The 22,154-nt window shown below is 34.5% G+C and carries 23 protein-coding genes; 10 read left to right on the top strand and 13 right to left on the bottom strand.

Going from position 1 to position 22,154, the window contains the following annotated elements:
* The first annotated feature begins 72 nt into the window (after window positions 1-72).
* Window positions 73-837: a hypothetical protein gene (locus R1T42_RS08040; protein WP_317289976.1), complete on the top strand. Its 765-nt coding sequence runs from the start codon at window positions 73-75 to the stop codon at window positions 835-837.
* Window positions 838-1,246: 409 nt separating this feature from the next.
* On the opposite strand, the gene R1T42_RS08045 is transcribed toward R1T42_RS08040, so the two are convergent.
* Window positions 1,247-2,509, bottom strand: a complete 1,263-nt coding sequence (locus tag R1T42_RS08045; protein ID WP_317289977.1) for a DUF3987 domain-containing protein — start codon at window positions 2,507-2,509, stop codon at window positions 1,247-1,249.
* A gap of 207 nt (window positions 2,510-2,716) precedes the next feature.
* Between R1T42_RS08045 and R1T42_RS08050 the strand changes: the two genes are divergently transcribed.
* Entirely contained in the window at window positions 2,717-3,535 is an 819-nt protein-coding gene (locus R1T42_RS08050; RefSeq protein ID WP_317289978.1) for a universal stress protein, read from the top strand.
* 212 nt (window positions 3,536-3,747) lie between these two features.
* Here the strand turns inward: R1T42_RS08050 and R1T42_RS08055 are convergent, their stop codons facing one another.
* Window positions 3,748-4,008: a BLUF domain-containing protein gene (locus tag R1T42_RS08055; RefSeq protein WP_317289979.1), complete on the bottom strand. Its 261-nt coding sequence runs from the start codon at window positions 4,006-4,008 to the stop codon at window positions 3,748-3,750.
* A 186-nt stretch (window positions 4,009-4,194) separates the two neighbouring features.
* Between R1T42_RS08055 and R1T42_RS08060 the strand changes: the two genes are divergently transcribed.
* On the top strand, window positions 4,195-5,907 hold the full coding sequence (locus tag R1T42_RS08060; protein ID WP_317289980.1) for an FAD/NAD(P)-binding protein: 1,713 nt from the start codon (window positions 4,195-4,197) through the stop codon (window positions 5,905-5,907).
* Window positions 5,908-5,977: 70 nt separating this feature from the next.
* Here R1T42_RS08060 and R1T42_RS08065 read toward each other — a convergent pair whose 3' ends face one another.
* The 10 genes from R1T42_RS08065 to R1T42_RS08110 form a co-directional block, all read right to left on the bottom strand.
* Window positions 5,978-6,454, bottom strand: coding sequence for a ferritin-like domain-containing protein (locus R1T42_RS08065; RefSeq protein WP_317289981.1), 477 nt, complete (start codon window positions 6,452-6,454; stop codon window positions 5,978-5,980).
* 276 nt (window positions 6,455-6,730) lie between these two features.
* Window positions 6,731-8,008 (bottom strand): argininosuccinate lyase, encoded by a 1,278-nt coding sequence (gene argH, locus R1T42_RS08070; protein ID WP_317289982.1) that lies wholly within the window; start codon window positions 8,006-8,008, stop codon window positions 6,731-6,733.
* A 10-nt stretch (window positions 8,009-8,018) separates the two neighbouring features.
* Window positions 8,019-9,083, bottom strand: a complete 1,065-nt coding sequence (locus tag R1T42_RS08075; RefSeq protein ID WP_317289983.1) for a M20 family metallo-hydrolase — start codon at window positions 9,081-9,083, stop codon at window positions 8,019-8,021.
* Window positions 9,083-9,859, bottom strand: a complete 777-nt coding sequence (gene argB, locus R1T42_RS08080) for an acetylglutamate kinase (RefSeq protein WP_317289984.1) — start codon at window positions 9,857-9,859, stop codon at window positions 9,083-9,085. Before argB ends, R1T42_RS08075 begins: the two co-directional genes overlap by 1 nt.
* The gene (locus tag R1T42_RS08085) at window positions 9,859-10,797 is read right to left on the bottom strand and encodes an N-acetylornithine carbamoyltransferase (RefSeq protein WP_317289985.1); all 939 of its coding nucleotides are present in this window, start codon (window positions 10,795-10,797) and stop codon (window positions 9,859-9,861) included. Before R1T42_RS08085 ends, argB begins: the two co-directional genes overlap by 1 nt.
* Window positions 10,794-11,918, bottom strand: a complete 1,125-nt coding sequence (locus R1T42_RS08090) for an aspartate aminotransferase family protein (RefSeq protein ID WP_317289986.1) — start codon at window positions 11,916-11,918, stop codon at window positions 10,794-10,796. Before R1T42_RS08090 ends, R1T42_RS08085 begins: the two co-directional genes overlap by 4 nt.
* A complete protein-coding gene (gene proC, locus R1T42_RS08095; RefSeq protein ID WP_317289987.1) occupies window positions 11,915-12,715 on the bottom strand; it encodes a pyrroline-5-carboxylate reductase in 801 nt (266 codons plus the stop codon). Before proC ends, R1T42_RS08090 begins: the two co-directional genes overlap by 4 nt.
* 10 nt (window positions 12,716-12,725) lie before the next feature.
* Window positions 12,726-13,703: an N-acetyl-gamma-glutamyl-phosphate reductase gene (gene argC / locus R1T42_RS08100; protein ID WP_317289988.1), complete on the bottom strand. Its 978-nt coding sequence runs from the start codon at window positions 13,701-13,703 to the stop codon at window positions 12,726-12,728.
* Window positions 13,700-14,896, bottom strand: coding sequence for an argininosuccinate synthase (locus R1T42_RS08105; RefSeq protein WP_042247992.1), 1,197 nt, complete (start codon window positions 14,894-14,896; stop codon window positions 13,700-13,702). Before R1T42_RS08105 ends, argC begins: the two co-directional genes overlap by 4 nt.
* The gene (locus R1T42_RS08110) at window positions 14,886-15,509 is read right to left on the bottom strand and encodes a GNAT family N-acetyltransferase (RefSeq protein ID WP_036580426.1); all 624 of its coding nucleotides are present in this window, start codon (window positions 15,507-15,509) and stop codon (window positions 14,886-14,888) included. The genes R1T42_RS08105 and R1T42_RS08110 overlap by 11 nt, the downstream gene beginning before the upstream one ends.
* 518 nt (window positions 15,510-16,027) lie before the next feature.
* Between R1T42_RS08110 and R1T42_RS08115 the strand changes: the two genes are divergently transcribed.
* Window positions 16,028-16,927: an EamA family transporter gene (locus R1T42_RS08115; RefSeq protein WP_317289989.1), complete on the top strand. Its 900-nt coding sequence runs from the start codon at window positions 16,028-16,030 to the stop codon at window positions 16,925-16,927.
* Between the two features lie 6 nt (window positions 16,928-16,933).
* On the opposite strand, the gene R1T42_RS08120 is transcribed toward R1T42_RS08115, so the two are convergent.
* Entirely contained in the window at window positions 16,934-17,782 is an 849-nt protein-coding gene (locus R1T42_RS08120) for a phosphatase PAP2 family protein (protein ID WP_317289990.1), read from the bottom strand.
* Window positions 17,783-17,846: 64 nt separating this feature from the next.
* On the opposite strand from R1T42_RS08120, the gene R1T42_RS08125 reads away from it, so the two are divergent.
* The 6 genes from R1T42_RS08125 (at window position 17,847) to R1T42_RS08150 (ending at window position 22,111) form a co-directional block, all read left to right on the top strand.
* Window positions 17,847-18,263, top strand: a complete 417-nt coding sequence (locus R1T42_RS08125; protein ID WP_449589543.1) for an HYC_CC_PP family protein — start codon at window positions 17,847-17,849, stop codon at window positions 18,261-18,263.
* A 65-nt stretch (window positions 18,264-18,328) separates the two neighbouring features.
* Complete coding sequence (locus tag R1T42_RS08130; RefSeq protein WP_317289992.1) at window positions 18,329-19,093, top strand: hypothetical protein; 765 nt, start codon at window positions 18,329-18,331, stop codon at window positions 19,091-19,093.
* A gap of 73 nt (window positions 19,094-19,166) precedes the next feature.
* On the top strand, window positions 19,167-19,796 hold the full coding sequence (locus R1T42_RS08135; protein WP_317289993.1) for a heavy-metal-associated domain-containing protein: 630 nt from the start codon (window positions 19,167-19,169) through the stop codon (window positions 19,794-19,796).
* Window positions 19,796-20,674, top strand: a complete 879-nt coding sequence (locus tag R1T42_RS08140; RefSeq protein WP_317289994.1) for an NHL repeat-containing protein — start codon at window positions 19,796-19,798, stop codon at window positions 20,672-20,674. The genes R1T42_RS08135 and R1T42_RS08140 overlap by 1 nt, the downstream gene beginning before the upstream one ends.
* A complete protein-coding gene (locus R1T42_RS08145; protein WP_317289995.1) occupies window positions 20,667-21,386 on the top strand; it encodes a decarboxylase in 720 nt (239 codons plus the stop codon). The genes R1T42_RS08140 and R1T42_RS08145 overlap by 8 nt, the downstream gene beginning before the upstream one ends.
* The gene (locus R1T42_RS08150; protein ID WP_317289996.1) at window positions 21,386-22,111 is read left to right on the top strand and encodes a heavy-metal-associated domain-containing protein; all 726 of its coding nucleotides are present in this window, start codon (window positions 21,386-21,388) and stop codon (window positions 22,109-22,111) included. Before R1T42_RS08145 ends, R1T42_RS08150 begins: the two co-directional genes overlap by 1 nt.
* Window positions 22,112-22,154: the final 43 nt, after the last annotated feature.

Consider the following 22,154-nt stretch of genomic DNA (forward strand, 5'->3'; position numbering starts at 1 on the left):
CCCGCTGTAAAAGGCGGGATATTTATTATGAAAGCCATACTTCCACATTTTTTTGAATTTTTAAATTCCAAGATGCCTGAATATATAGGTGTACTTGAAGAATTGGCAATTCAAAAAAGTGGTTCCAAAGAAAAATTAAAAAAAGAACTTGCTGCACGTATCCAAAATGATGGAGAAACGAAGGCATTTCTAGACGTATTAATGCCTATTCGAGAATGGCAAGAGAATGATTTAGTTCATATCGAAAGCATCGAAGAAATGCAAGGCTTCAATGATTTCATTGATGGTATAGTTAGTACTGATTTAGGAAAGGTGATCATAGATTTTGAAGGAATTTCTAAAACCGTGAATCCATTAGGAATAGCTCTGACTACAATAGGTGTTTTTGAATGGTTGGACACAAAGGTGATGTCAATGGATTCCTTAGAGTATGATATAGACATGAGTAAAAATACACGTCGTACTTGGCTCAATTTCTTCTTTGAAAATCCTATTTACGATTCTAATAAATCTCAAAAAGAGTATCGCTATTACAATGTTCGTAAAATCACACCAAGAGATTATGTTGAAATATGGATAAAGTTTGTATTGGTTGATATTTCTAACTTTAAACCGAAGATAAAAAGAACTGTTAAAGCCCTAAGAAATGGTTGGGTAGTCTCTAAAGAAGATTTAAAAAAAGCTTATAACAAGAGACCTGAACATATCAAAGCGGCTTTATTAGATGCTGTTGATCAACCTGATTATCCAGATTCTTGGCCTAAAGTGATTCCTGATAAGGATAAATACCCTTACAGTGTTTCTTTGTTTATAGCCCGTGAACTAAGTATCAGTTAAGTGACTAATTAAGAACTGCTTCTATTACGCTTTCGCGAAAGCGAGAATAAATAAACTTCTATAATCAATAAGATATTAATAGGAAAGTGAAACTGTCATACAGTTGCAGGTTGCAAGGGTTTATAATTATCTATAACCACAAACACCTACATATCAATTATTTAAAAAATTGTAATACAGCTGTTTTACCGATTGTCACACAGATAATAAGATGTAATTAATATAATGTCACTCATCTTGTCACACATAAAAGACCCAGAAGAATAATCTATATTATGCTGTTGTCATACAAAATAGGCGAAGTCCTTTAAAAGCAACTGGCAACTAGCAACTTTGGCTATAAACACTTTAAGTACTTAAATAGCAGGTGTTTAAATATTAAATTGATACGGTTGCGAATTGTCGGTTGCTATGATACATATTTATTCCATTTTTTAGAAATTGTTCCTTTATGTAGACCTGTAATATCTGCAACGGCTTTTTGAGATGCATTGTTTTTGATTGCCATTCTTACAACATCATCAACATTCATTTTACTTTGTGAAGAATTAAAATGACTTCTTACGATGAGTTGAAAGTTCATAAAATAAAATTCGTTTAATTCAATGGCTAAGTTGACATCGGCCATGTCTAGTTGTGATTTAAAAGTGCTTTCCTGCGCACGACACATTATAAATACGAGTATGCATAGTTTATGAATTGAGATACTCATTTTTGAACAGTACTCTTCATAAAGTTTTACAGCGATAGATTGTCTGTTTAATAGTTGCTGTGTGTAATCAAATAAAGTTCTGTGAGCCTCATCTGTTAAGCTAATAGTTAATTCTTTTATACTTTCAGATGACTTTTCACTTTGTCTCTTATAAGCTAAAATATTTTCTATGGAATGATTATAATTTGAAATGACTTTTCCTTCAATACTACCAAAAGTCATCCTCTTATTTCTTTGAAAGATATTAGTAAACAGTATTCTATCAATAAAACCACTTTCTAGATTACCATTAGCAAACATCTTAGGTAAAAACTGGTGCTGTAGCCCACCTATTAACGTAAGATAGGTTTTCTTAATCCTAAAACTATCAGTTGTTTTTCTACCGATATCTACAAACTTGTTGGTATAACTTTCTAATAGAAAAGTTCTCCATTTCTGTCTATCGCGGCTATTTGAGTTAGACATATTTTGTATAAGGTCAAATATCTCATCTTTACATATTCCTATACCACTAGGATTATTTTCATGTGATAGCTTAGCCGATTCTATGGTTGCATCCTGTAATAGAATTTGTTTACGCTTTATTGGAGGATCTTCGTCTGTTTGATTAGACTTGTTTTCCCTGTACTTATCATAGTCTTTATCATCACCAATCTTAAGTGGAGCGGTCGCAATACTTATAGCTTCCGACTTTGTATCTCCTCTACTGCCTATAATTGTGAAGTAGGCATTTACATAATTTGAAAAACCCAAAGCATCTAATTTAAAAACTAATCCAACTGACGAACTAATTGTAAATAAAATAGAGCTAAGCATATATTCTTTTGGTACTCTTTTATAGATGTAAGATTGCTCAATAAGTTCCGAATAATTGTTGGGAAGTTGATTAAGGATTTTATCACGTTGCTCTATCAATTCTTTTGAGAGTAGCTGTATTACTGGTGAAGTTGTGTTTTCCATAACCGTTATTTTATATGTACCACACGTTCATCGTTTTCATCAAATCGTACCGTATGCATAAAATCATGTAGCTGCACATAATCAATGAACTACAATCGATCATCCTTTTACTTTATAAAAGATCAAATATATAAACTATGATAAAAGTCAGCTAGAAGAAATACTGTAAAACAGTGGAAAGCAGTAACTTTAAACAAACTTTATCACATGAAAAATATCATCATACCAGTAGACTTCTCAACGCATTCAGAATATGCTTTAAAGACAGGTGCCATCCTAGCCAAAAAGCATAATGCTACCTTGCATGTACTTCACATGTTGGAATTGTCTGATTCTTTGATATCACACTCGGCAAATGAAAACAAGAATGAGATGATGTTTTTACTGGCTCTTACAAAAAAGAAATTTGAACCTTTTCTGGATAAAGATTTTCTAGAAGATGTAAAAGTTGAGGCCCTAATAAAACATCATAAAGTTTACAAAGAAGTAGATGCCCTAGCGCAAAAAGTAAATGCAGATCTTATCATAATGGGTTCACATGGGTTAATGGCACATGAAGGGATTTTTGCAGGTTCTAATGCAGAAAAAATGGTGAGAAATAGTAATACACCAGTATTAACTGTTAAGTCAGACCCCAAAAATTTTAATCTTAAAAATGTAGTTCTAGCCACAGACCTAAGTGCACAAAGCGTTGCAGCTTATAAAAAGGCATTAGATATTTTTGATACTTTGGGCAGCTCTATCCAATTGGTTTATGTGAACAGACCACATCATAATTTTATAAGCACAAGAGAATTTAAGGAATTAACTCGCGAGTTTGCAAAAGCTGGCGGGACAGATCAAGTAGAATTTATAGCTGGTTATACAGTTGAAGATGGCCTTTTTGAATATGCACATGATGTAAAATCTGATTGTGTGGCTGTAGGCACGCATGCTAGAAAAGGAATCTCACACTTCTTTAAAGGCAGTATATCTGAAGATGTCGCAAATCACTCAAAACTACCAGTGATGAGCTTTAAAATTTAGTAAATAAAGACCTTTCATATTATGGCGGCTATCAATAGTATAATTGATAGCCGCTTTAAGCTTCTCTAAACATTAAAAAAGGAGCTAGCAATCTAGACAATTTATCACATCGACTGTCATACCTATTGGATTCTAGATAATTATTGATGTCATCAAGATCGTCAGTAGTTTTAACTATACTGAATTTGCTGTTATATTTTTTGAAAATGAGATTATCTGTTTTTTTTATTAAAAACCTCGTAGACATTTTTATGTCTACTATCCTCTACAATCCTAGCATATAATGGATCAATCACTGCTTTATTACCTTCTAATATTTGAAGATATTTACCTGTAATATGTAAAAAAATACCATAAATATTATTTGCATTGTTAAAGCTACTACTCTGATTAAAAAGCGCTTCCATATCGTTCTTATTTAAAGAAGTAGTCTCATCACTAAAATAACATATAGTATAATAATTACTCTCCATGTAAGTGGTTTTAAAAAATCCAAAATAGACAATTATAAAAATAATAAATTATTTAAATTATTTGGACAAAAATTACTTTTCTCGTAATTTAATTCTTAATTCTTAATTCTTAATTTTTTATGAATTAATCAAACCTTAGGATATAACCTATTTTGAAATTCTATCTTGTGTCTTTAAATTTCAACTATGTATTCACTAGCCATTGTAGGTTTAGGCCCGAGAGGATTATATGCACTTGAGAGTCTATTTGTAACGCTTTCGCGAAAGCGTCATAAAATCATTCCTAAAGTAGCTTTAATAGAATCCCAAACAGAGATAGGTTGCGGTAGCGCCTGGAGTATCCATCAACCTGATGCAAATACTATAAACATTTCTGACAGAGACCTCGTTGAGCTTCCTGAACGTGAAATAATAAACGGAGATGGATATCTTATCACTGCTTTTCCTTCTTTTATTAACTGGGTGCGCGATAATTACAATCATGAACTAGATAATAACAAAGACACCTATTTTGAGCGGAATGTCATGGGACGTTACTTGCATCAACGGGCTAGAACTATAATTGACCCTTTGATTCAACAAGACGTTGTAACGCTTATTAATGCTAGAGCAACAAGTTTAAAAATTGTAAATCAAATTACTGAAATCGATTTTGAAAACGATCAACACCAATCAATACATGTAAAACAAACCCTATTAACCACTGGCCATTTACCTGAAGAAAAATCCAAACAAGACGAAGAATTTAGTCATCATGCTAACCAATTCAACGACGTTTTTTTTATTCACAATCCTTATTCAAAAAAGGCCTATAACCAGTATAACCAATTACATCACGTTGCTATCAAAGGAATGGGATTAAGCATGATAGATATTATTCATTTATGTATTGCACGATTAAACGGTGAGTTTAAAACTTTAAATCAAGAACCATTTTTATCTTATGATCACCATTCTAAGTCAGATTTAAAGATATATCCGTTCTCGTTAGATGGGCTACCTGTAATTCCAAAACCTTTAGGAAAAAAAGTAGATCAACACTTTAATGTTGAAAAAGAAGTTATAGATAATTTAAAAAAGAAATTGCAAATATTGCAAGAAAGTCCGCAGCATCTCAAAATTGAGAATATACTAGCTCCTATTGCAGATATTATTCAGATAATTTATGAACGATTGGAGTATGATGATTCAAATACAGATATTCATTCTCTAATACTCGACTGGCTGATGGGTAAAAAGGTGGATAGCTCTATATGGCTGGATAAAGAGTTAAGTGCAGTTGATTATTTAAAACAAGCTTGTTTAATGGCTTGTGGCCATCAACCATTTACACTAGATTATACCATAGGCCAGGTATGGAGACAGCTACAACCAACACTTTATTCCATTTTCACTCATTCTAATTTGCCACCAGATTTACAAAGCGAGTTCATAAAGATCGATGAGTTTACTAAACGTTACTCCTATGGTCCACCAGTAGAACGAGTTTTACAATTAATCGCTTTATCAGAGTGTGGTATACTAGATTTCGGTTTAGCCTCTAACCCGACGATTATAGAAGATAAAAATGGGTGGATATTGAAAAATAAATCTACTAAAAAAAAGGTGCATGCCATGGTAAATGGTGTATTGGCCAGTCCAAACGTTAAAAAAATCAACGATCCATTAATCAATAGCTTGTTCTCTAGCAACTATCTAGAACCTTTTCATAAAGAACTTGGAATTAAAACAAATGAAAATGGATGCGCTCTTACTGAGACAGAATCTACAATAGATATAGCAGTACTAGGTAGAAATGCTAAAGGATCAGTTTATGGTGTAGATGCGATTCTTGAATGCTTTAGTACAGAGACGGAAAAATGGTCCAATCATTTTGTTAATACTCATTTATTGGAATAGCATGATTTCATTAAAAATCAAAAAGCCAGTAATCATATTACTGGCTTTTTGATTTAATCTGAAAATATTATTAATCTACTATATCTTCTAATCCTTTTATAGTTTGTAGTGTATTTTCTATTCCACTTAATTGATTGCGGACTACGTCCTTATACTCGTGCAAATAATCTTGGTTTTCTAACACATCCTTGTATTCTTGAACGGCAGCTTTATCTCCGCGTATGCATTCTTCTAAAATAGCTTCATCATTTTTACCAGTAAATGCTGTCTTGAAATCCATCCACATGCGATGTGCTGCTGCTGTGGCACTTCCTTTTTCTACTGGTGTAGCATTTAAAAGTCTTAATGATGCGTCTAATTCATTTGCATATTGACTACGATGTGCTGCTTGTCGCATAAAATAAGTTTTCAAATTATTACTCTTCACATCAGTGAGTGCATTTTTATAACCTTGTTCTGCATCATAATTTTTCTCAAGTAAAGCATTTAATGCATTTACAGTGGCATCATGTGATTTTCTGTGAGCTTCTTCTCTTGTAGTTTCCATAGTGGTTAATTTTATTTAGTTAGTGATTCGTTTAGTTGGCGTTTCATCTCTTTGACCTCTTTATTGCGCTTATGTTCCATATAGTAGTTGTAAGCTTGAAAAGCGAGCTGCGCGACGGTCAATACTTTAAAGAACTTTTTCATAGTTTTTATTTTAAAGATATTAACGAATTGTAATAAAATAAATGACTTTAGCACTATTTAACGACTTAATTATAATGGATTCACAAAAAAAGCTTGTTTACATTATTTTTTATGAATTAAATTAACAAATAAATCACTTTATAGGGAACTTTTCTCTAATATGACTCAATGATAAATTATGAATACTACCTATATGAGTATGGTGCTTTGATGTATCTGGAACATACGTTCCATTCTCAACCTGCTCACCTATCGTTTTATACGCTTCTCTGAAAGATGTTCCATCTACCACTAGGTTATTGATATTATCTACAGTAAATAGATATTGATATTTCTCATCATTAAGGTCGACTTCCTTTACTATAATCTTCTTTATAGAATAATTAAAGATTTCTAGAATATCATTTAATTCTATAAAAGAAGCGATCACATTCTCTTTGAGCAATTGAAAATCTCTGTGATAACCACTAGGTAAATTATTTGTTATCAATAACATTTCAGTTTGTAAAGCTTGTATTTTATTGCACTTACCACGTATCAATTCAAAGACATCTGGATTCTTTTTATGCGGCATGATGCTACTACCTGTCGTTAACTCATCTGGAAAACTTATAAACCCAAAATTCTGACTCATGTACAAACAGATGTCCATCGCAAATCTAGAAAGTGTATTTGCCACGTTTGATAAAGAAGCAGCTATACTTCGTTCATTTTTACCTCTAGTGAGTTGTGCAGCAACTACATTATATTTTAACGTTGCAAAACCCATTTCTTGGGTAGTAAATTCTCTATCGATAGGAAAAGAGCTTCCATAACCTGCAGCACTTCCTAACGGATTTTGATCTACAATACGCATCGTAGCGTCTAGAATGTACACATCATCCACCAGCAACTCTGCATAAGAAGAGAACCACAATCCAAATGATGATGGCATCGCCACTTGTAAATGAGTGTAACCTGGCAACAATTGATTTTTATGTGTCTCGGCTAAATCTAATAATGTATCAAACAATGTCTTTACACTAGTTCTCGTTTGCCCCAGTGCCTCTTTATAATACAATTGTAACGCCACTAGAACTTGATCATTTCTAGATCTAGCCGTGTGAATCTTCTTCCCTACTTCTCCCAGTTGTAGAGTCAGTTCGTGTTCTATTTTAGAATGTACATCTTCAAACTGATCATCAATCACAAAACTACCTTCTTCTATTTGTAGTGCAATGGCATCCAGTCCAGATTCTAATTGTTTTAATTCTTCGCTAGAAATGATGTTAATCTTTGCTAGCATTCTAGCATGTGCACGAGATGCTATTACATCATAAGGAGCAATATGTAGATCAATCTCGCGATCATTACCTACTGTAAATTGTTCCATTTTTTTATCTATCGCAATTCCTTTATCCCAAAGTTTCATAATTCTATCTTTAAAAAATACTCGTTAATAAATTGATGTATATATCGATGCCTTCTTCAATCTCTTCTAGATATATAAATTCATCTGCGCTGTGAGATCGTGTGCTATCGCCAGGACCTAATTTTAAAGAAGGACAGCTTAAACACGCCTGATCTGATAAGGTAGGTGATCCATAAGTGGTTCTTCCCATCGCTATTCCTGCTTGCACCAGTTCATGTTCTACAGGAATAGAAGAAGAATTTAATCGCAAACCTCGTGCAATAATCTCATCACAAGGCGACTGTTCTTTCAGCATTTCTGCAATCTCTTGATTGCTGTATTTATCATTGACTCTTACATCAATAACCAGTTCTACTTCTGATGGTACAGCATTATGTTGCACGCCAGCTTTAATTTGCGTTACCGTCATTTTTACATCACCTAATGCCTCAGATGATTTTTCAAACTTAAAATCTTGAAACCATTTTAAAACTTCTATAGAATTGTAAATCGAATTATTATCATTGGGGTGAGCCGCGTGTCCTGGCGTCCCTTTTATTTTAGCATCAAAAACGACCAATCCTTTTTCAGCGACTGCTAGATTCATTAAAGTAGGCTCGCCCACAATAGCAACATCTATATGTGGTATGATATCTAGCATACTATTTAAACCGTTTGGGCCGCTACTTTCCTCTTCGGCGCTAGCGACTATGACTAGGTTATATTTTAGATCTTTTTGCTTATAAAAATGAGTAAACGTAGCGATTAAAGAAACCAGACAACCACCTGCGTCATTACTGCCTAGACCGTATAATTTACCATCTTCAACTACTGCCTTAAATGGATCTTTTGTGTAGGCTTTATTAGGTTGTACCGTATCGTGATGTGAGTTTAATAATAACGTAGGTTTCCCTTTTTCAAAATATTTATTAGTCGCCCATATATTATGATGATCTCTATTAAATGGAATTTCATGATTATTAAACCATGATTCTATCAGTAGAGCAGTTCCTTCTTCTTCACTAGAAAACGATTGTGTTTCAATCATTTTTTTCAACAATTCTAGAGCCTCTTTTTTTAAATCTTGATGTTTCATTAGTTCGATATTGTAGTGAATAAACTGTTTGAATTTTGAAGCATATCTGGCAATCCTACACATACTTTTTTTACACCATTTTGAATAGCATGAAAACAATTTTGCATTTTAGGCAGCATTCCGTCGGCTATGACTCCTTGAGATTTTAAATCTTGATAATTTTCTAAATTGATATTCTTAATTACAGAATCTTCATCTGTAATATTTTGTAAAACTCCTTTTTTCTCAAAACAGTAATACAGTTCTGTTTCATAATTTTTGGCTAGTGCAATAGCTAGTTCTGCAGCGAGAGTATCTGCATTTGTATTTAATAATTGACCATGTCCGTCGTGCGTTATGGCGCAAAATACTGGAGTACACTTTCGCGAAAGCAACACCTCAACAATCTCTGTATCTACCTTTACAACATCTCCAACATAACCAAAATCTACCTCTTCTACATCTCGTTTTTTAGACAAAATAGTATTCCCATCAGCTCCTGTAAATCCTATAGCATTGCACTGCTTAGCTTGTAATTTTGCTACGATGGTTTTATTTACTTTACCAGCATAAACCATAGTAGCAATGTCTAGTGTTTCTAAATCGGTGATGCGACGACCATCGATCATTTTTACCTCAAGATTCATTTTATGAGCTAATTCTGTAGCTACTTTTCCACCTCCATGAATAAGAACTTTCAGCCCTTTTATTGCACTAAATGTGGTTAAGAAATCATCTAGTGCTTGCTGGTCATTGATAATGTGCCCACCTATTTTTATAACTTTAAGCTGTTCCATTATTCTATGTTTTCTAAAATATTTTTTAAAACTACTTGAGCTGCATAGGTTCTATTATTAGCCTGGTGGATGACGATGGAATTCTCACTATCTAGCACAGCATCTTCTACCACAACGTTTCTTCTTACAGGAAGACAGTGCATAAATTTTGCATTACCTAATTTTCCCTGAGTCATCATCCAACTCGCGTCTTGACTTAAAATCTTGCCATAATCGATATAACTGCTCCAGTTTTTCACATAGACAAAGTCGGCTTCTTTCAAAGCTTTTTCCTGATCGTAAATCACCGGTGTATCTTTTACAACCGCATCAGATAATTCATATCCCTGCGGATGTGTAATCGTAAGATCTACGTTTGCCATTTGCATCACTTCAATAAATGAGTTTGCAACCGCTTGTGGCAATGCTTTAGGATGTGGTGCCCAAGAAATGACCACTTTGGGTTTTTTCTTGGTTTTCAATTCTTCCAGAGTAATAACATCTGCAAGAGCTTGTAAAGGATGAGCTGTTGCACTTTCCATATTTACAATAGGTACAGACGCATATTTTATAAAACCATTTAGGACTACTTCTTGAGCATCCTTTTCTTTATCCACTAAAGAAGGAAAAGCTCTTACCGCAATCACATCTGCATATTGAGAGATGACCTGAGCAGCTTCTTTTACATGTTCAGAAGTGTCTGCATTCATCACCGTTCCATCATCAAATTCTAGTTTCCAAGAATCATTCACATTTAATATTTGCACTTCTAACCCTAGATTCTTTGCTGCTTTTTCTGTGCTTAATCGTGTTCTTAAACTCGCATTAAAAAACAACATCACTAGAGTTTTGTTCTTACCTAGATGTTGAAAATCATATGGTGTTTGTTTTATTGCAATTGCCTCATCTACTAGTTGAGCAAGGTCTTTTATATCTTTAAGTTCAGTGTATTTTTTCATAATTCAGCTTTTAAAGCGTCAAAGAATAAATCGATATGAGATTCTTTAATCGTTAATGGCGGCAAAATTCTTATCACGTTAGGACTCTTTGCACTACCAGTAAAAATGTGATGATTAAACAGAATGTTCTTTCTTATTGTCGCAATAGGAAAATCAAATTCTAGTCCTAACATTAATCCGCGTCCTTTTACATTTTTAACCTGTGGTAATTCTTGAGCTCTTTTTAAAAAGTGAGCAGATACTGCTTTTGCATTATCCATTAATTGCTCCTTTTCTATAACATCTAGCACCGTAGAAACTGCGGTACATGCTAGATGATTACCGCCAAAAGTTGTTCCTAACAATCCATAAGAAGCTTTAATTTGTGGATGGATCAAAATACCACCTACAGGAAATCCATTTCCCATACCTTTTGCAATAGAAATAATATCTGGTTCTAGTCCATGTTTTTGAAATGCAAAAAAGTCACCGGTTCTACCAAAACCAGATTGCACCTCATCTGCAATAAAAGAAGTATTGTACTGACGACACAAAGCTTGTAAACCTTGATAAAACAAAGTAGTATCTTCATCTAGACCACCTACTCCTTGAATACATTCTACAATTACCGCGCAAACATTATTCTTATCTAGTGCTTTTTCTACAGCTACCAGATCTCCTAATTCAATAATTTCTACTTCTTGTTGTGCATTTAATGGTGCGATAATTTTTGCATTATCTGTAGCCGCCACCGCTGCAGATGTACGACCATGAAAACCATTTTTAAAAGCGATTACTTTATGCTTTCCATTATGAAAAGAAGCTAGTTTTAATGCGTTTTCATTTGCCTCTGCACCAGAATTGCACATGAATAGCTGGTAGTCTTTACAACCAGAAAAATCAACTAGTCGCTGAGCAAGTGCTTCTTGCAATGGGTTTTGAACCGCATTACTATAAAAGCCTATTTTAGAAACTTGCTCGCTTATATTATTTACATATTCTGGATGAGAATGACCTATAGAAATAACAGCATGACCACCATATAAATCTAGATACTCGACATTATTATGATCATAAACATAAACATCTTGTGCACGCACTGGCGTCACATCAAAAAGTGGATAAACATCAAATAAACTCATATCTGTTTTTCTTTAATCGTATTAATTTTTTGAAAAGAAGCTATCATTCCTTGAATAAGCGAACTGCTCAATCCTTTATGTTCCATCTCGTTTAAACCTTCTATGGTGCAACCTTTAGGCGTGGTAACTTTATCGATCTCTTGTTCTGGGTGGTTGCCTGTTGTTATTAATAAACTTGCAGCACCTTCGGCAGTATGCATTGCTAATAATTGTGCCTCGCTAGCGTCAAAACCTAACTGAATCGCCGCCTGTGTACTCGCTCTTATTAATCGCATCCAGAAAGCTATTCCACTAGCACAAACTACTGTTGCAGCTTGCATTTGTGTTTCTGGAATAACTAGTGTGGTTCCCAAACGATTAAAAATAGCCTGAGCTACTTTTATTCTAAGAGTCCCTTTTTCATTATGACACAGACAGGTCATCGATTTACCAACCGCGATCGCTGTATTGGGCATTGCTCTAATCACATGCTGATCTGAACCTACAATTGCCTCTATTTTATCTACCGTAAAACCAGTTATCGTCGATATCAACACATGGTTCTCATTAAATAAATCTTTAGTTGTTTCTAGAATATCAGTAAAATGTGCTGGCTGTACCGCAAAAATGATAATGTCAGATTTCTTGATTGCTTCTTCATTATCTGCAGTTAAAAACACGCCAGAATAATCTTGAAGAAACTCTAGATCTTCTAGATTCCTTTTAGTTAAATACAATGTAGTTATTGCATTATTATGAATCAATCCCTTTGCAATGGAGCGGCCTAAATTACCAGTTCCTATAATGGCTATTTTCATGATTTTGAGTTTAAAAAAAGTTGGCTTTAAGTTGTAAACCTTGATCCTCTGGAAAATCATACATCAAGTTCATATTCTGTACTGCCTGTCCAGACGCTCCTTTCAATAAGTTATCGATGACACTCGTAATTAATAAAATGTCATTATGCTTATGTAGGTGAACAAGACACTTATTAGTATTAACTACTTGCTTTAAATGCACCTCTTTGTCAGACACAAATACAAATGGCGAGTCTTTATAGTAGTCCTTATAAAGGTCTTTTATTTTTTCTAGTGATAGGTCTATTTTAGTATAAGCTGTCGCAAAAATTCCTCTACTGAAATCACCACGATTAGGCACAAATAACACATTAGAATTAAAATCTTGTTGTGACTGTTTTAAATTCTGATTTATTTCTCCTAGATGCTGATGCGTAAAAGCTTTATAGTGTGAGAAATTATTATCTCTCCATGTAAAATGTGTTGTAGGTGACAGACTTGTGCCTGCACCAGTCGCACCAGTAACCGCATTTACATGCACATCTTCTTTTATCAATTGTTGTGCAGCTAGTGGTAAAATGGCAAGTTGTATCGCTGTTGCAAAACATCCTGGATTTGCCACATGAGTAGCTTTTTTAATCTCTTCTTTTTGATACTCGCACAGTCCATATGTGAACTCGCTTTCGCGAAAGCGTGCATATTCTATCAACCTAAAATCATTACTTAAATCGATGATTTTTGTGCTTTTTGAAAATTGATGCTTCTCTAAAAAAGATTTTGAATTGCCATGGCCTAGACATAAAAACAAAACATCTACATTGTTATTTAACTGGCTTGTAAACACCAAATCTGTAGTACCTAAAAGGTCTTGATGCACATCACTCACTGCATTACCAGCGTTTGAAGTCGAGTATATAAAATCTATAACTACCTCATCATGGTGAATTAAAAGTCTTATTAATTCTCCTGCTGTGTAACCTGCACCACCTATTATACCTGCTTTAATCATGATTCTTGATGTATCTGGTTATAAATCTTATTGCTGTTTCCTATGATCTTGATAAAACCTTTGGCCTCACTTGCTGTCCATGCTTTATTCTCTTCTCCATAAGTACCGAATTTTGCATTCATTAAATCGTTTGCCGATTCTATACCGTCCAGAGTAAAGTGATAAGGTTGTAAAGTGACATAAACATCTCCAGTAACTTTGGCCTGACTACTTTCTAAGAAAGCCTCCATGTCGCGCATTACAGGATCGAGGTACTGACCTTCATGCAGGTGCATACCGTAAAAACTAGACAGATAATCTTTGTGCTGTAACTGCCATTTAGTAAGTGTATGCTTTTCTAATAAATGATGTGCTTTGATAGTAATCAACGCTGCTGCGGCTTCAAAACCTACTCTACCTTTCATACCTACTATGGTATCGCCTACATGGATATCTCTACCTATAGCATATGAAGAAGCAAGATCATTGAGCTGTTGTATAGCCAGTTCTGAAGATTGCTCTTTCCCATTTACAGCAATTAACTCTCCTTTTTTAAAGGTCAATTTTACTTGTTCCTTTCCTTCTTTTTGAAGTTGTGATGGATAGGCTTCTTCTGGTAATGCTTTGAGCGAGGTCAGAGTTTCTGCTCCACCGACACTAGTTCCCCACAGTCCTTTATTGACAGAATATTGAGACTTTTCCCAAGACATGGCTATTCCATTTTCTATGAGATAATCTATCTCTTGTTTACGTGATAGTTTACCATCTCTTATAGGTGTAATAATTTCTATATGTGGTGCTAGAGTTTGAAAAATCATATCAAAACGCACTTGATCATTTCCGGCGCCAGTACTTCCATGAGCGATAAATTGTGCGTCTATGGTTTTTGCATATTCAATAATCTCAATGGCTTGCACAATACGCTCTGCACTTACCGATAGCGGATATGTATTGTTCTTCAACACGTTTCCATAAATCAAATACTTAACGACTTTATCATAAAAAGTGCTGACAGCATCTATTGCTTTAAAAGTGCTCACGCCCATTTTATAAGCGTTAGATTCTATAGTTTTAAGGTCTTCTTGAGTAAAACCACCTGTATTCACACACACGGCATGCACTTCATAACCTAGATCTTGTGAAAGATATACGGCACAATATGAGGTGTCAAGTCCGCCACTATAGGCTATTACTAATTTTTTATTATTGTTCATTTTGATCTTTTTTGAGGATAAGCGTTTGCTTAATTTGTTTTAATCTGTTGAAAACAGACTTTTTAATAGGTTTCTTTTCTTCAGTTGTTTTCTTAGAAGGATCATAGATCATTCCTGTACACAAGCACATTTTTTGTTCTGTACGTTGTAGGATGTCATAGTTCTTACAGGTCTGGCAACCGTTCCAGAATTGCTGGTCGTCTGTTAATTCAGAAAAAGTAACTGGCTTATAACCTAGATCGCTATTCATTTTCATAACAGCAAGTCCGGTGGTGATGCTGAATATCTTTGCATCAGGAAACTTTTCTTTAGATAGTAAAAAGATGCGTTCTTTAATTTGTTTGGCCAGTCCTAGATTTCTATAATCTGGATGCACAATAAGGCCTGAGTTTGCGACAAACTTGCCGTGTCCCCATTTCTCTATGTAACAAAAGCCTGCAAATTTTCCGTTATCCAGTGCGATAACCGCGTTGCCATTTTCCATTTTGGTAGTGACATATTCTGGTGTACGTTTTGCGATTCCTGTACCGCGCACTTTGGCAGCGTCGGCTATGGTATCACAAATGATTTGCGCATATTTTGAATGCGATTTATGAGCAATGACAATTTCCATTGTGATTGATTTTATAAATTAAAAAGTGTAAAGTGTAGTTGTGAAAAGAAGAACCGGACGCACCTAAATTCCCAAAAAGAAAGACCCCTTACGGGCGTCGGCGTCGTAAAGTAGGACGCACAGAAAAACCGTTCCTAGAAGGAGCAGTTAGAAAAGCAGTAAATGTTAATGGAAGTGAATTCAATGTAAAAAAAATAAAAATTATATCTAAATGCTAAGTGAGATTAAGCACAGCGGCGTCGCAATGTAAAGCGCACCGGTAAGGATATATTTTTATTTCTAGATAAATTCATGCGGTAAATGTAAGTATTTATTTGGACTAGTCATCAATAACCTACACAAACTTCTAAAATTTAGCATATTGCAATTTGATTGACAATTCCTTGTTTTAACCACAATTAAATAATGATTTAATAATAAATTCTCATTTGAAAATAGATTGCATCTTTTTACATCTCAAAACGTAGACTTATTTGAAATAATGTCACTCAATTTCTTCAAAAAACTATCTTCGCGGCATGTGGATGTATTTAGGCTTACTTGCCGCTTTATTTTTAGGATTACACAATCTATGTAAGAAGCATGCTGTGCGTGGTAATGAGGTGTTCCCTGTTTTATTAGGCACATTGATCGCAGGTTTTTTATTAATCTTACCTTTTTACATCGGTTCTATCTATGCGCCTGAAGCAACTAAAGAAATAGGTTTTTATGTAGAATCTATACCATGGACGACGCATGGTTACATTATCATTAAATCTATGATAATGGCTGCTTCCTGGATACTGGCCTATCAAGCACTTAAACATTTACCACTCACCATTGTAACACCGATAAGGTCTGCAGGTCCATTTTTCACATTTATAGGTGCTATTTTTATATATAAAGAAGCCCCAAATAATTATCAATGGATAGGCTTCTTCTTAATCATATTATCGGTATTATTATATTCTAGAATAGGTAAAAAAGAAGGCATCCATTTTAAAAGCAATAAATGGGTTTTTGCGATTATAGGCGCCACATTTTTAGGGGCATCCAGTGGATTATACGATAAGTTCTTAATACAAAGTTTAATGCTCAATCCGCAAACTCTACAATTTTGGTTCTGCTTTTACACTATTATAATCTTACTGATTATCTTATCCATTACATGGTTTCCATATCCACAAAAACGCAAAGATTTTAAATTTAGGTGGTCTATCCCTGCAGTTGGTATATTATTACAAACTGCAGACTATTTTTATTTCAAAGCACTGCAAGATCCCGACGCCATGATTATGCTACTGTCCGCAATAAAACGCAGTCAAATCATCATTGCGGTAATTATAGGCGGTTTAATTTTTAAGGAACAAAATAAACGTCAAAAACTCATACCACTAGCAGGCATCATGATAGGTGTTTTTTTAATTCTATATTCTTAAGAATTGCTAGAAAGAGTAAACGACACCTAACCTATTACCAGAAAAGGTGAAATTTAGAGAAGTTAGATTATCCTTAGAGTCAGAATTATATTTTTGATTATACTTTTTATCTAAGTATTTATCGATACTCTCTACTACAAAGTAGCTTAAAACCCAACTTAAAAAAACATCACTTGCCCAGTGCTGTTCTTCATAGATACGTGTTAATCCAGGAGTCACGCCGATGGCATATATAGGACCTTTAATCCACCAACTATCAAATTGCTTTGCAATAACGTGTGCATTTGTAAAAGTAAGTACTGCATGTCCAGACGGAAAAGATCGATAACCAGCAGATCCACCAAATGGTTTAAAGTGATTTTTACCTAGATTAGTCTGTGGTCTAGCTCTTCCTGTTACTGACTTAGTTAATTGTTGTAAAAAGCCTGTAGCCGTCGCTGATGATAATAGTAAAACTCCAGTTCTTCTTAATTTCTCATTGCGTGTAAACAAACCAGTGAGGTAAACTGCACCTGTAGCACCATAGTTATTTTGTGGACTACCAGCATACCATCCATAATCCAATATCAAATTAGGCACATTTTCTTTATGTTCTACAAAATAACGCCTTGATTGATCATCAATTGAATAAAGTCCCAACGTCACAGCTGTTGTCGCACCTAGTTTGTAAAAATCATCTTGTTGCCAGTAGATAGGTCTAGAGTACGCATATCCTACACCTTGAAAAACATTACCCATATCATAGGTAAAATCTCTCCATAAGGACTGATTTTCAGTGTTAAAACTATTACCATTAGATTGACCTTGAGAGACCCAAACACATAGAAAACACAAGCAATATATCATTTTTTTCATTTTGCAAAAATACTATAAAATCCACTTAACAACTTTTTAGGAACAACTATTGTATCTTTGTTATATGTTTTTAAAGATGGTTAAAAATATAGGTGTATTTATAATGGCGGTAATGGTATTATGCTCTACCCTATCATTCAGTGTGCATAAACATTTTTGCGGCCCATTTTTAAAAGATGTTTCAATGATTATTCCATCCCATGGTTGTGGTATGGAGACTAATAACACGACCGAATCTTGTGCCGTGGTACTAGAAAAAAGTTGTTGTAATGATGTTGTGGAATTAGTAAAAGGGCAAGATGATTTAAAATTATCATGGGATCATTTTAATTCAGACCAGCAACAGTTTATAATATTATTCACTCATTCCTTTATCTATTCGATCACTGGCGATGATCTTATGGACACACCTTTTACATCTTACTCGCCGCCTCTGGTCACAAGGGACATACCAGTGTTGCACCAGTCTTTTCTTATCTAAGTAAAGTTGTTCTCTCAATTGCCATTAGGCATTAATTAAGATTACTAACTTTATTTTATAACACTATGAAACATATTATTATGGTGGCTTTGGTGGTTTTCGCTTTCGCGAAAGCGTATGCTCAAGGTCCACCCATTACAGCAGATAAACCTATCATGCTAGGAGGCAATAGCTTCACCATGAAAACTCTAACTGAAATCAGAAACACCGAGCGTGGAACAGCCGTTTATGTTCCCGTGATGTTGCATTATTTACCTACTGCAAATTCATTAATTGCTTTACACGTACCTTATGTCAACTATGACTTGAGTGATACTAGTGGCAGTGGACTAGCGGACATGAAAATTATGGGGAAATATCAATTTTACCGTAATGATGGTACTGGAAGAACATTCCGTATGGTAGCAAAGACCTTACAAACTTTACCTACCGGTCAGGAAATCGATGTGATGGATATTTCTACAGGAAAGTACTCTGGATATTACGGTATTGTATCAGGTTTAGAAACTTTGAAATACGGTATTTCTACAGAGATAGGTTACAACTGGATGCCAGATGGCAGCTTAGATGAATTCAGAACTAAACTAGGTTTTGGCCTTCCATTATTAAAACCTCAGTATCCTAATAAGCAACTTAATCTATATTTTGAATACAACAGTGTATGGCTACATGAGCGCGATTGGTACCAGTTATTATATGCTCAAGGGATACAATATGCTCGTAAGAACATCACCTTTGATCTAGCGGTTCAATTACCTCTTATTCAAGATATAGCAGATGATCGCGCACTGAACTATTCTGTTTTTGTGGGAACGCGATATACTTTTTAATTACAAATAAACACAACAAATATTAACATGGATACTGCTATAACGGTCTCCTAAAGAATAACATTAAAACAAGATGAAACAAATAACAATTATATTAAGCATAATGATAAGCTTACTTGCTTTAACCCAAGTAGATGCACAATCTAATAAAGATAGAGATCAATTTGAGGTACAGGTAGACGGTTTAGGCTGTCCATTCTGTGCTTATGGCCTAGAGAAAAAGTTTAAAGAATTTAAAGGGATTAAAGACATTGCAATTGATATAGAAACAGGAGATTTCTCATTCACTTATCCAGCAGCAAAAGAGTTAACTATGGAAGCTGTTGTAGCTCAAGTAGTAAAAGCGGGATACACACCTAACGACGCAAAAATCACACGCGCAAGTGGTACAGTTGAAACTAACAAAGAAGCTGAAAAAGAAACAATCAATGAGGTAACTACATCTAAAATTTACGTCAATGGTATGTGCGGTATGTGCAAGGCACGTATAGAAAAGGCTACCGTAGCTGTAACTGGTGTAGCAAGTGCCGTGTGGGACGTAGATACCAAAATGCTAACTGTAAGTTATGACCAGAATCAGACTAGTGAAAAAAATATTGAGAGCGCTGCGGCTGGTGTAGGTCATGACACTAATGGGACTAGAGCTACAGATGCTAGTTATGATAACTTGCACCCATGTTGCAAATACGAAAGAGCAAACTAATGAGAACATTAATATATATTATCGTGGCTGCGGCCACGATAATCTCATGTACAGATAAAGCTGCTGTTCCACAAGACTGGCAATTTGAAAAAGTAATCGAACTGGACGGTATCAACCCTATAGGTATTGCTATGAATGGTAATGATATCTATCTAAGTGATGGAGACCATAATCGCGTGGTTAAGGTAGATGAAGATGGAAGTGTTTTATTTGAGATGGAAGGCTTTGAAAGACCGATGCATATAGATTTTGGAGAATCAGACTTTAAAATCACAGATAAAGTGACTACTTCATTACTTAAGGAAAGAGCTCTTTTCATACCAGAATATGGACGTGACTCCATCGCAGTAATGCGAGATAACAAAATGGATTACTTAGTACTACAAGATTCATTAGACGCACCAGCAGCGATAAGCGTTTTTGATGATGAAATCGCTATTGCAGATTTCTATCCTAATCGGGTACTTTATTATGATGGTAAAGAATGGATAAGTATAGGTACAGAAGGCAAAGAGCTAGGACAGCTCTACTACCCTACAGATGTGCAGATCACAGAAAACTACATCTACATAGCAGATGCTTATAATCATAGAGCACAGGTATTTGACAAAACAGGAAAAGCAATAGCCATAATAGGAGCTGATCAAAAAATAAATGCCGCAACAGGAATTTATGTAACTGATAATGAAGTATTGCTTACAGATTTTGAAAATGGACGTGTTCTCATTTTTGATATGAAACATCAATTAAAACAAATCATAGAAACTAACATCGATAAACCTACAGATATCTTTGTTCAAGACGATTTGATGTATATTACTAATTACCGTAAAGGTCAATTGATCAAATATATACTTAAAGATATAACCCATGAATAAGCTCTTTTTCTTATCTATAACATGTTTTTTAATACTATGTAGCTGTGAAAAGAAAAAGCAAACAGATTATACAGTAAAGAATACTGGTGCTTTAATGAACATCATGTCTGGGAATCTAGTGGCGACTGCGTCACTAGACTCCATTCACGAATTACCTCATCTCTATGCTCTAGGTGCTTTAGAAAATTTGAAAGGTGAAGTTCAAGTATTCGATAGTGAATCTTATGTAAGTAAAGAATCTGATGATAACCGTGTCACTATAGAATCTCATTTTAATCATCAGGCAGCCTTATTAGTTTATGCGCAAGTTGAAAAATGGACTACAGCAATTAATCTTGATGTATTCTTTGATAACAATCAATTAGAGCAGCAATTAGAAATACTCGCTATAAAGAATGCCATAGATACAGAAAAACCATTTCCTTTTCTTTTAAAAGGTACTGTTGACCTATTAAACTGGCATGTGATTAATTGGATAGATGGCGACCTAGTACACAATCATAAAAAACATAAAGAATCAGGTGCTTATGGTACGATTGAAAACCAAGAAGTAGAAATTATAGGTTTTTATTCAAAAAAGCACAAAGCTGTATTTACTCATCACACAACTTTTTTACACATGCACTTTAGAACTATAAGTCCAACCGTTATTGCTGGTCACATAGATGGATTAAAAGCTTCTAATTTATCACTCTATTTACCTAAAAAATGATGAAACATATTTACCACATAGAAGGCATGACCTGCAATGGTTGCCGTGCTGATGTTGAGAATAAATTAAATAACATTGATGATGTGGATCACGCAACTGTTACACTAGAAAATGAGCAGGCTGTGATAAACATGGCCTCTCATATAAGTTTAGACACATTCCAGCATGCACTTAGTCCTAAGTATCATATAAGTCTGATAGAGGAAAAAAATGTATTTGAGAATTCCGCTTTCGCGAAAGCGGAACCAAAACAATCAAAGTTACAGCAACTGAAGCCTCTATTTTTAATTCTAGGGTATATCACAATTGCTACACTTTTATTGAACTATAGCAGAGAGAACTGGAATGAAGCGATGCTTGATTTTATGGGATTATTCTTTATTGTCTTTAGTTTTTTTAAAATACTGGACTTAAAAGGTTTTCCAGTCAGTTTTAAAATGTACGATCCACTAGCCAAATTAATTCCTGGATATGCTTGGGCATACCCATTTATAGAAACAGCGCTAGGTTTAATGTTTCTAATAAGATTTCAAGTTGACCTTGCGTTACTTATCACCTTAGTAGTCTTAAGTATTACAACTGGTGGCGTAACTAAAACCTTACTAGATAAGAAGTCCATTCAATGTGCATGTTTAGGAACGGCTTTAAAATTACCGATGACTGAGGCTACGTTTATTGAAAATGCAATAATGATTATTATGGCTACAATAATGCTGATAAGCTAATATCATTCTAATTTAAAAAGCCCGAAATCAATAATGATTTCGG

Origin of the sequence: Nonlabens ulvanivorans (assembly GCF_032922765.1) — a bacterium.
Lineage (GTDB): Bacteria > Bacteroidota > Bacteroidia > Flavobacteriales > Flavobacteriaceae > Nonlabens > Nonlabens ulvanivorans.

Excerpts from the sequence above, each read along its gene's own strand:
- R1T42_RS08040 (WP_317289976.1), top strand. The coding sequence starts at position 73 with ATGCCTGAATATATAGGTGTACTTGAAGAATTGGCAATTCAAAAAAGT.
- R1T42_RS08045 (WP_317289977.1), bottom strand. The coding sequence starts at position 2,509 with ATGGAAAACACAACTTCACCAGTAATACAGCTACTCTCAAAAGAATTG.
- R1T42_RS08050 (WP_317289978.1), top strand. The coding sequence starts at position 2,717 with ATGAAAAATATCATCATACCAGTAGACTTCTCAACGCATTCAGAATAT.
- R1T42_RS08055 (WP_317289979.1), bottom strand. The coding sequence starts at position 4,008 with ATGGAGAGTAATTATTATACTATATGTTATTTTAGTGATGAGACTACT.
- R1T42_RS08060 (WP_317289980.1), top strand. The coding sequence starts at position 4,195 with ATGTATTCACTAGCCATTGTAGGTTTAGGCCCGAGAGGATTATATGCA.
- R1T42_RS08065 (WP_317289981.1), bottom strand. The coding sequence starts at position 6,454 with ATGGAAACTACAAGAGAAGAAGCTCACAGAAAATCACATGATGCCACT.
- argH (WP_317289982.1), bottom strand. The coding sequence starts at position 8,008 with ATGAAACTTTGGGATAAAGGAATTGCGATAGATAAAAAAATGGAACAA.
- R1T42_RS08075 (WP_317289983.1), bottom strand. The coding sequence starts at position 9,083 with ATGAAACATCAAGATTTAAAAAAAGAGGCTCTAGAATTGTTGAAAAAA.
- argB (WP_317289984.1), bottom strand. The coding sequence starts at position 9,859 with ATGGAACAGCTTAAAGTTATAAAAATAGGTGGGCACATTATCAATGAC.
- R1T42_RS08085 (WP_317289985.1), bottom strand. The coding sequence starts at position 10,797 with ATGAAAAAATACACTGAACTTAAAGATATAAAAGACCTTGCTCAACTA.
- R1T42_RS08090 (WP_317289986.1), bottom strand. The coding sequence starts at position 11,918 with ATGAGTTTATTTGATGTTTATCCACTTTTTGATGTGACGCCAGTGCGT.
- proC (WP_317289987.1), bottom strand. The coding sequence starts at position 12,715 with ATGAAAATAGCCATTATAGGAACTGGTAATTTAGGCCGCTCCATTGCA.
- argC (WP_317289988.1), bottom strand. The coding sequence starts at position 13,703 with ATGATTAAAGCAGGTATAATAGGTGGTGCAGGTTACACAGCAGGAGAA.
- R1T42_RS08105 (WP_042247992.1), bottom strand. The coding sequence starts at position 14,896 with ATGAACAATAATAAAAAATTAGTAATAGCCTATAGTGGCGGACTTGAC.
- R1T42_RS08110 (WP_036580426.1), bottom strand. The coding sequence starts at position 15,509 with ATGGAAATTGTCATTGCTCATAAATCGCATTCAAAATATGCGCAAATC.
- R1T42_RS08115 (WP_317289989.1), top strand. The coding sequence starts at position 16,028 with ATGTGGATGTATTTAGGCTTACTTGCCGCTTTATTTTTAGGATTACAC.
- R1T42_RS08120 (WP_317289990.1), bottom strand. The coding sequence starts at position 17,782 with ATGAAAAAAATGATATATTGCTTGTGTTTTCTATGTGTTTGGGTCTCT.
- R1T42_RS08125 (WP_449589543.1), top strand. The coding sequence starts at position 17,847 with ATGTTTTTAAAGATGGTTAAAAATATAGGTGTATTTATAATGGCGGTA.
- R1T42_RS08130 (WP_317289992.1), top strand. The coding sequence starts at position 18,329 with ATGAAACATATTATTATGGTGGCTTTGGTGGTTTTCGCTTTCGCGAAA.
- R1T42_RS08135 (WP_317289993.1), top strand. The coding sequence starts at position 19,167 with ATGAAACAAATAACAATTATATTAAGCATAATGATAAGCTTACTTGCT.
- R1T42_RS08140 (WP_317289994.1), top strand. The coding sequence starts at position 19,796 with ATGAGAACATTAATATATATTATCGTGGCTGCGGCCACGATAATCTCA.
- R1T42_RS08145 (WP_317289995.1), top strand. The coding sequence starts at position 20,667 with ATGAATAAGCTCTTTTTCTTATCTATAACATGTTTTTTAATACTATGT.
- R1T42_RS08150 (WP_317289996.1), top strand. The coding sequence starts at position 21,386 with ATGAAACATATTTACCACATAGAAGGCATGACCTGCAATGGTTGCCGT.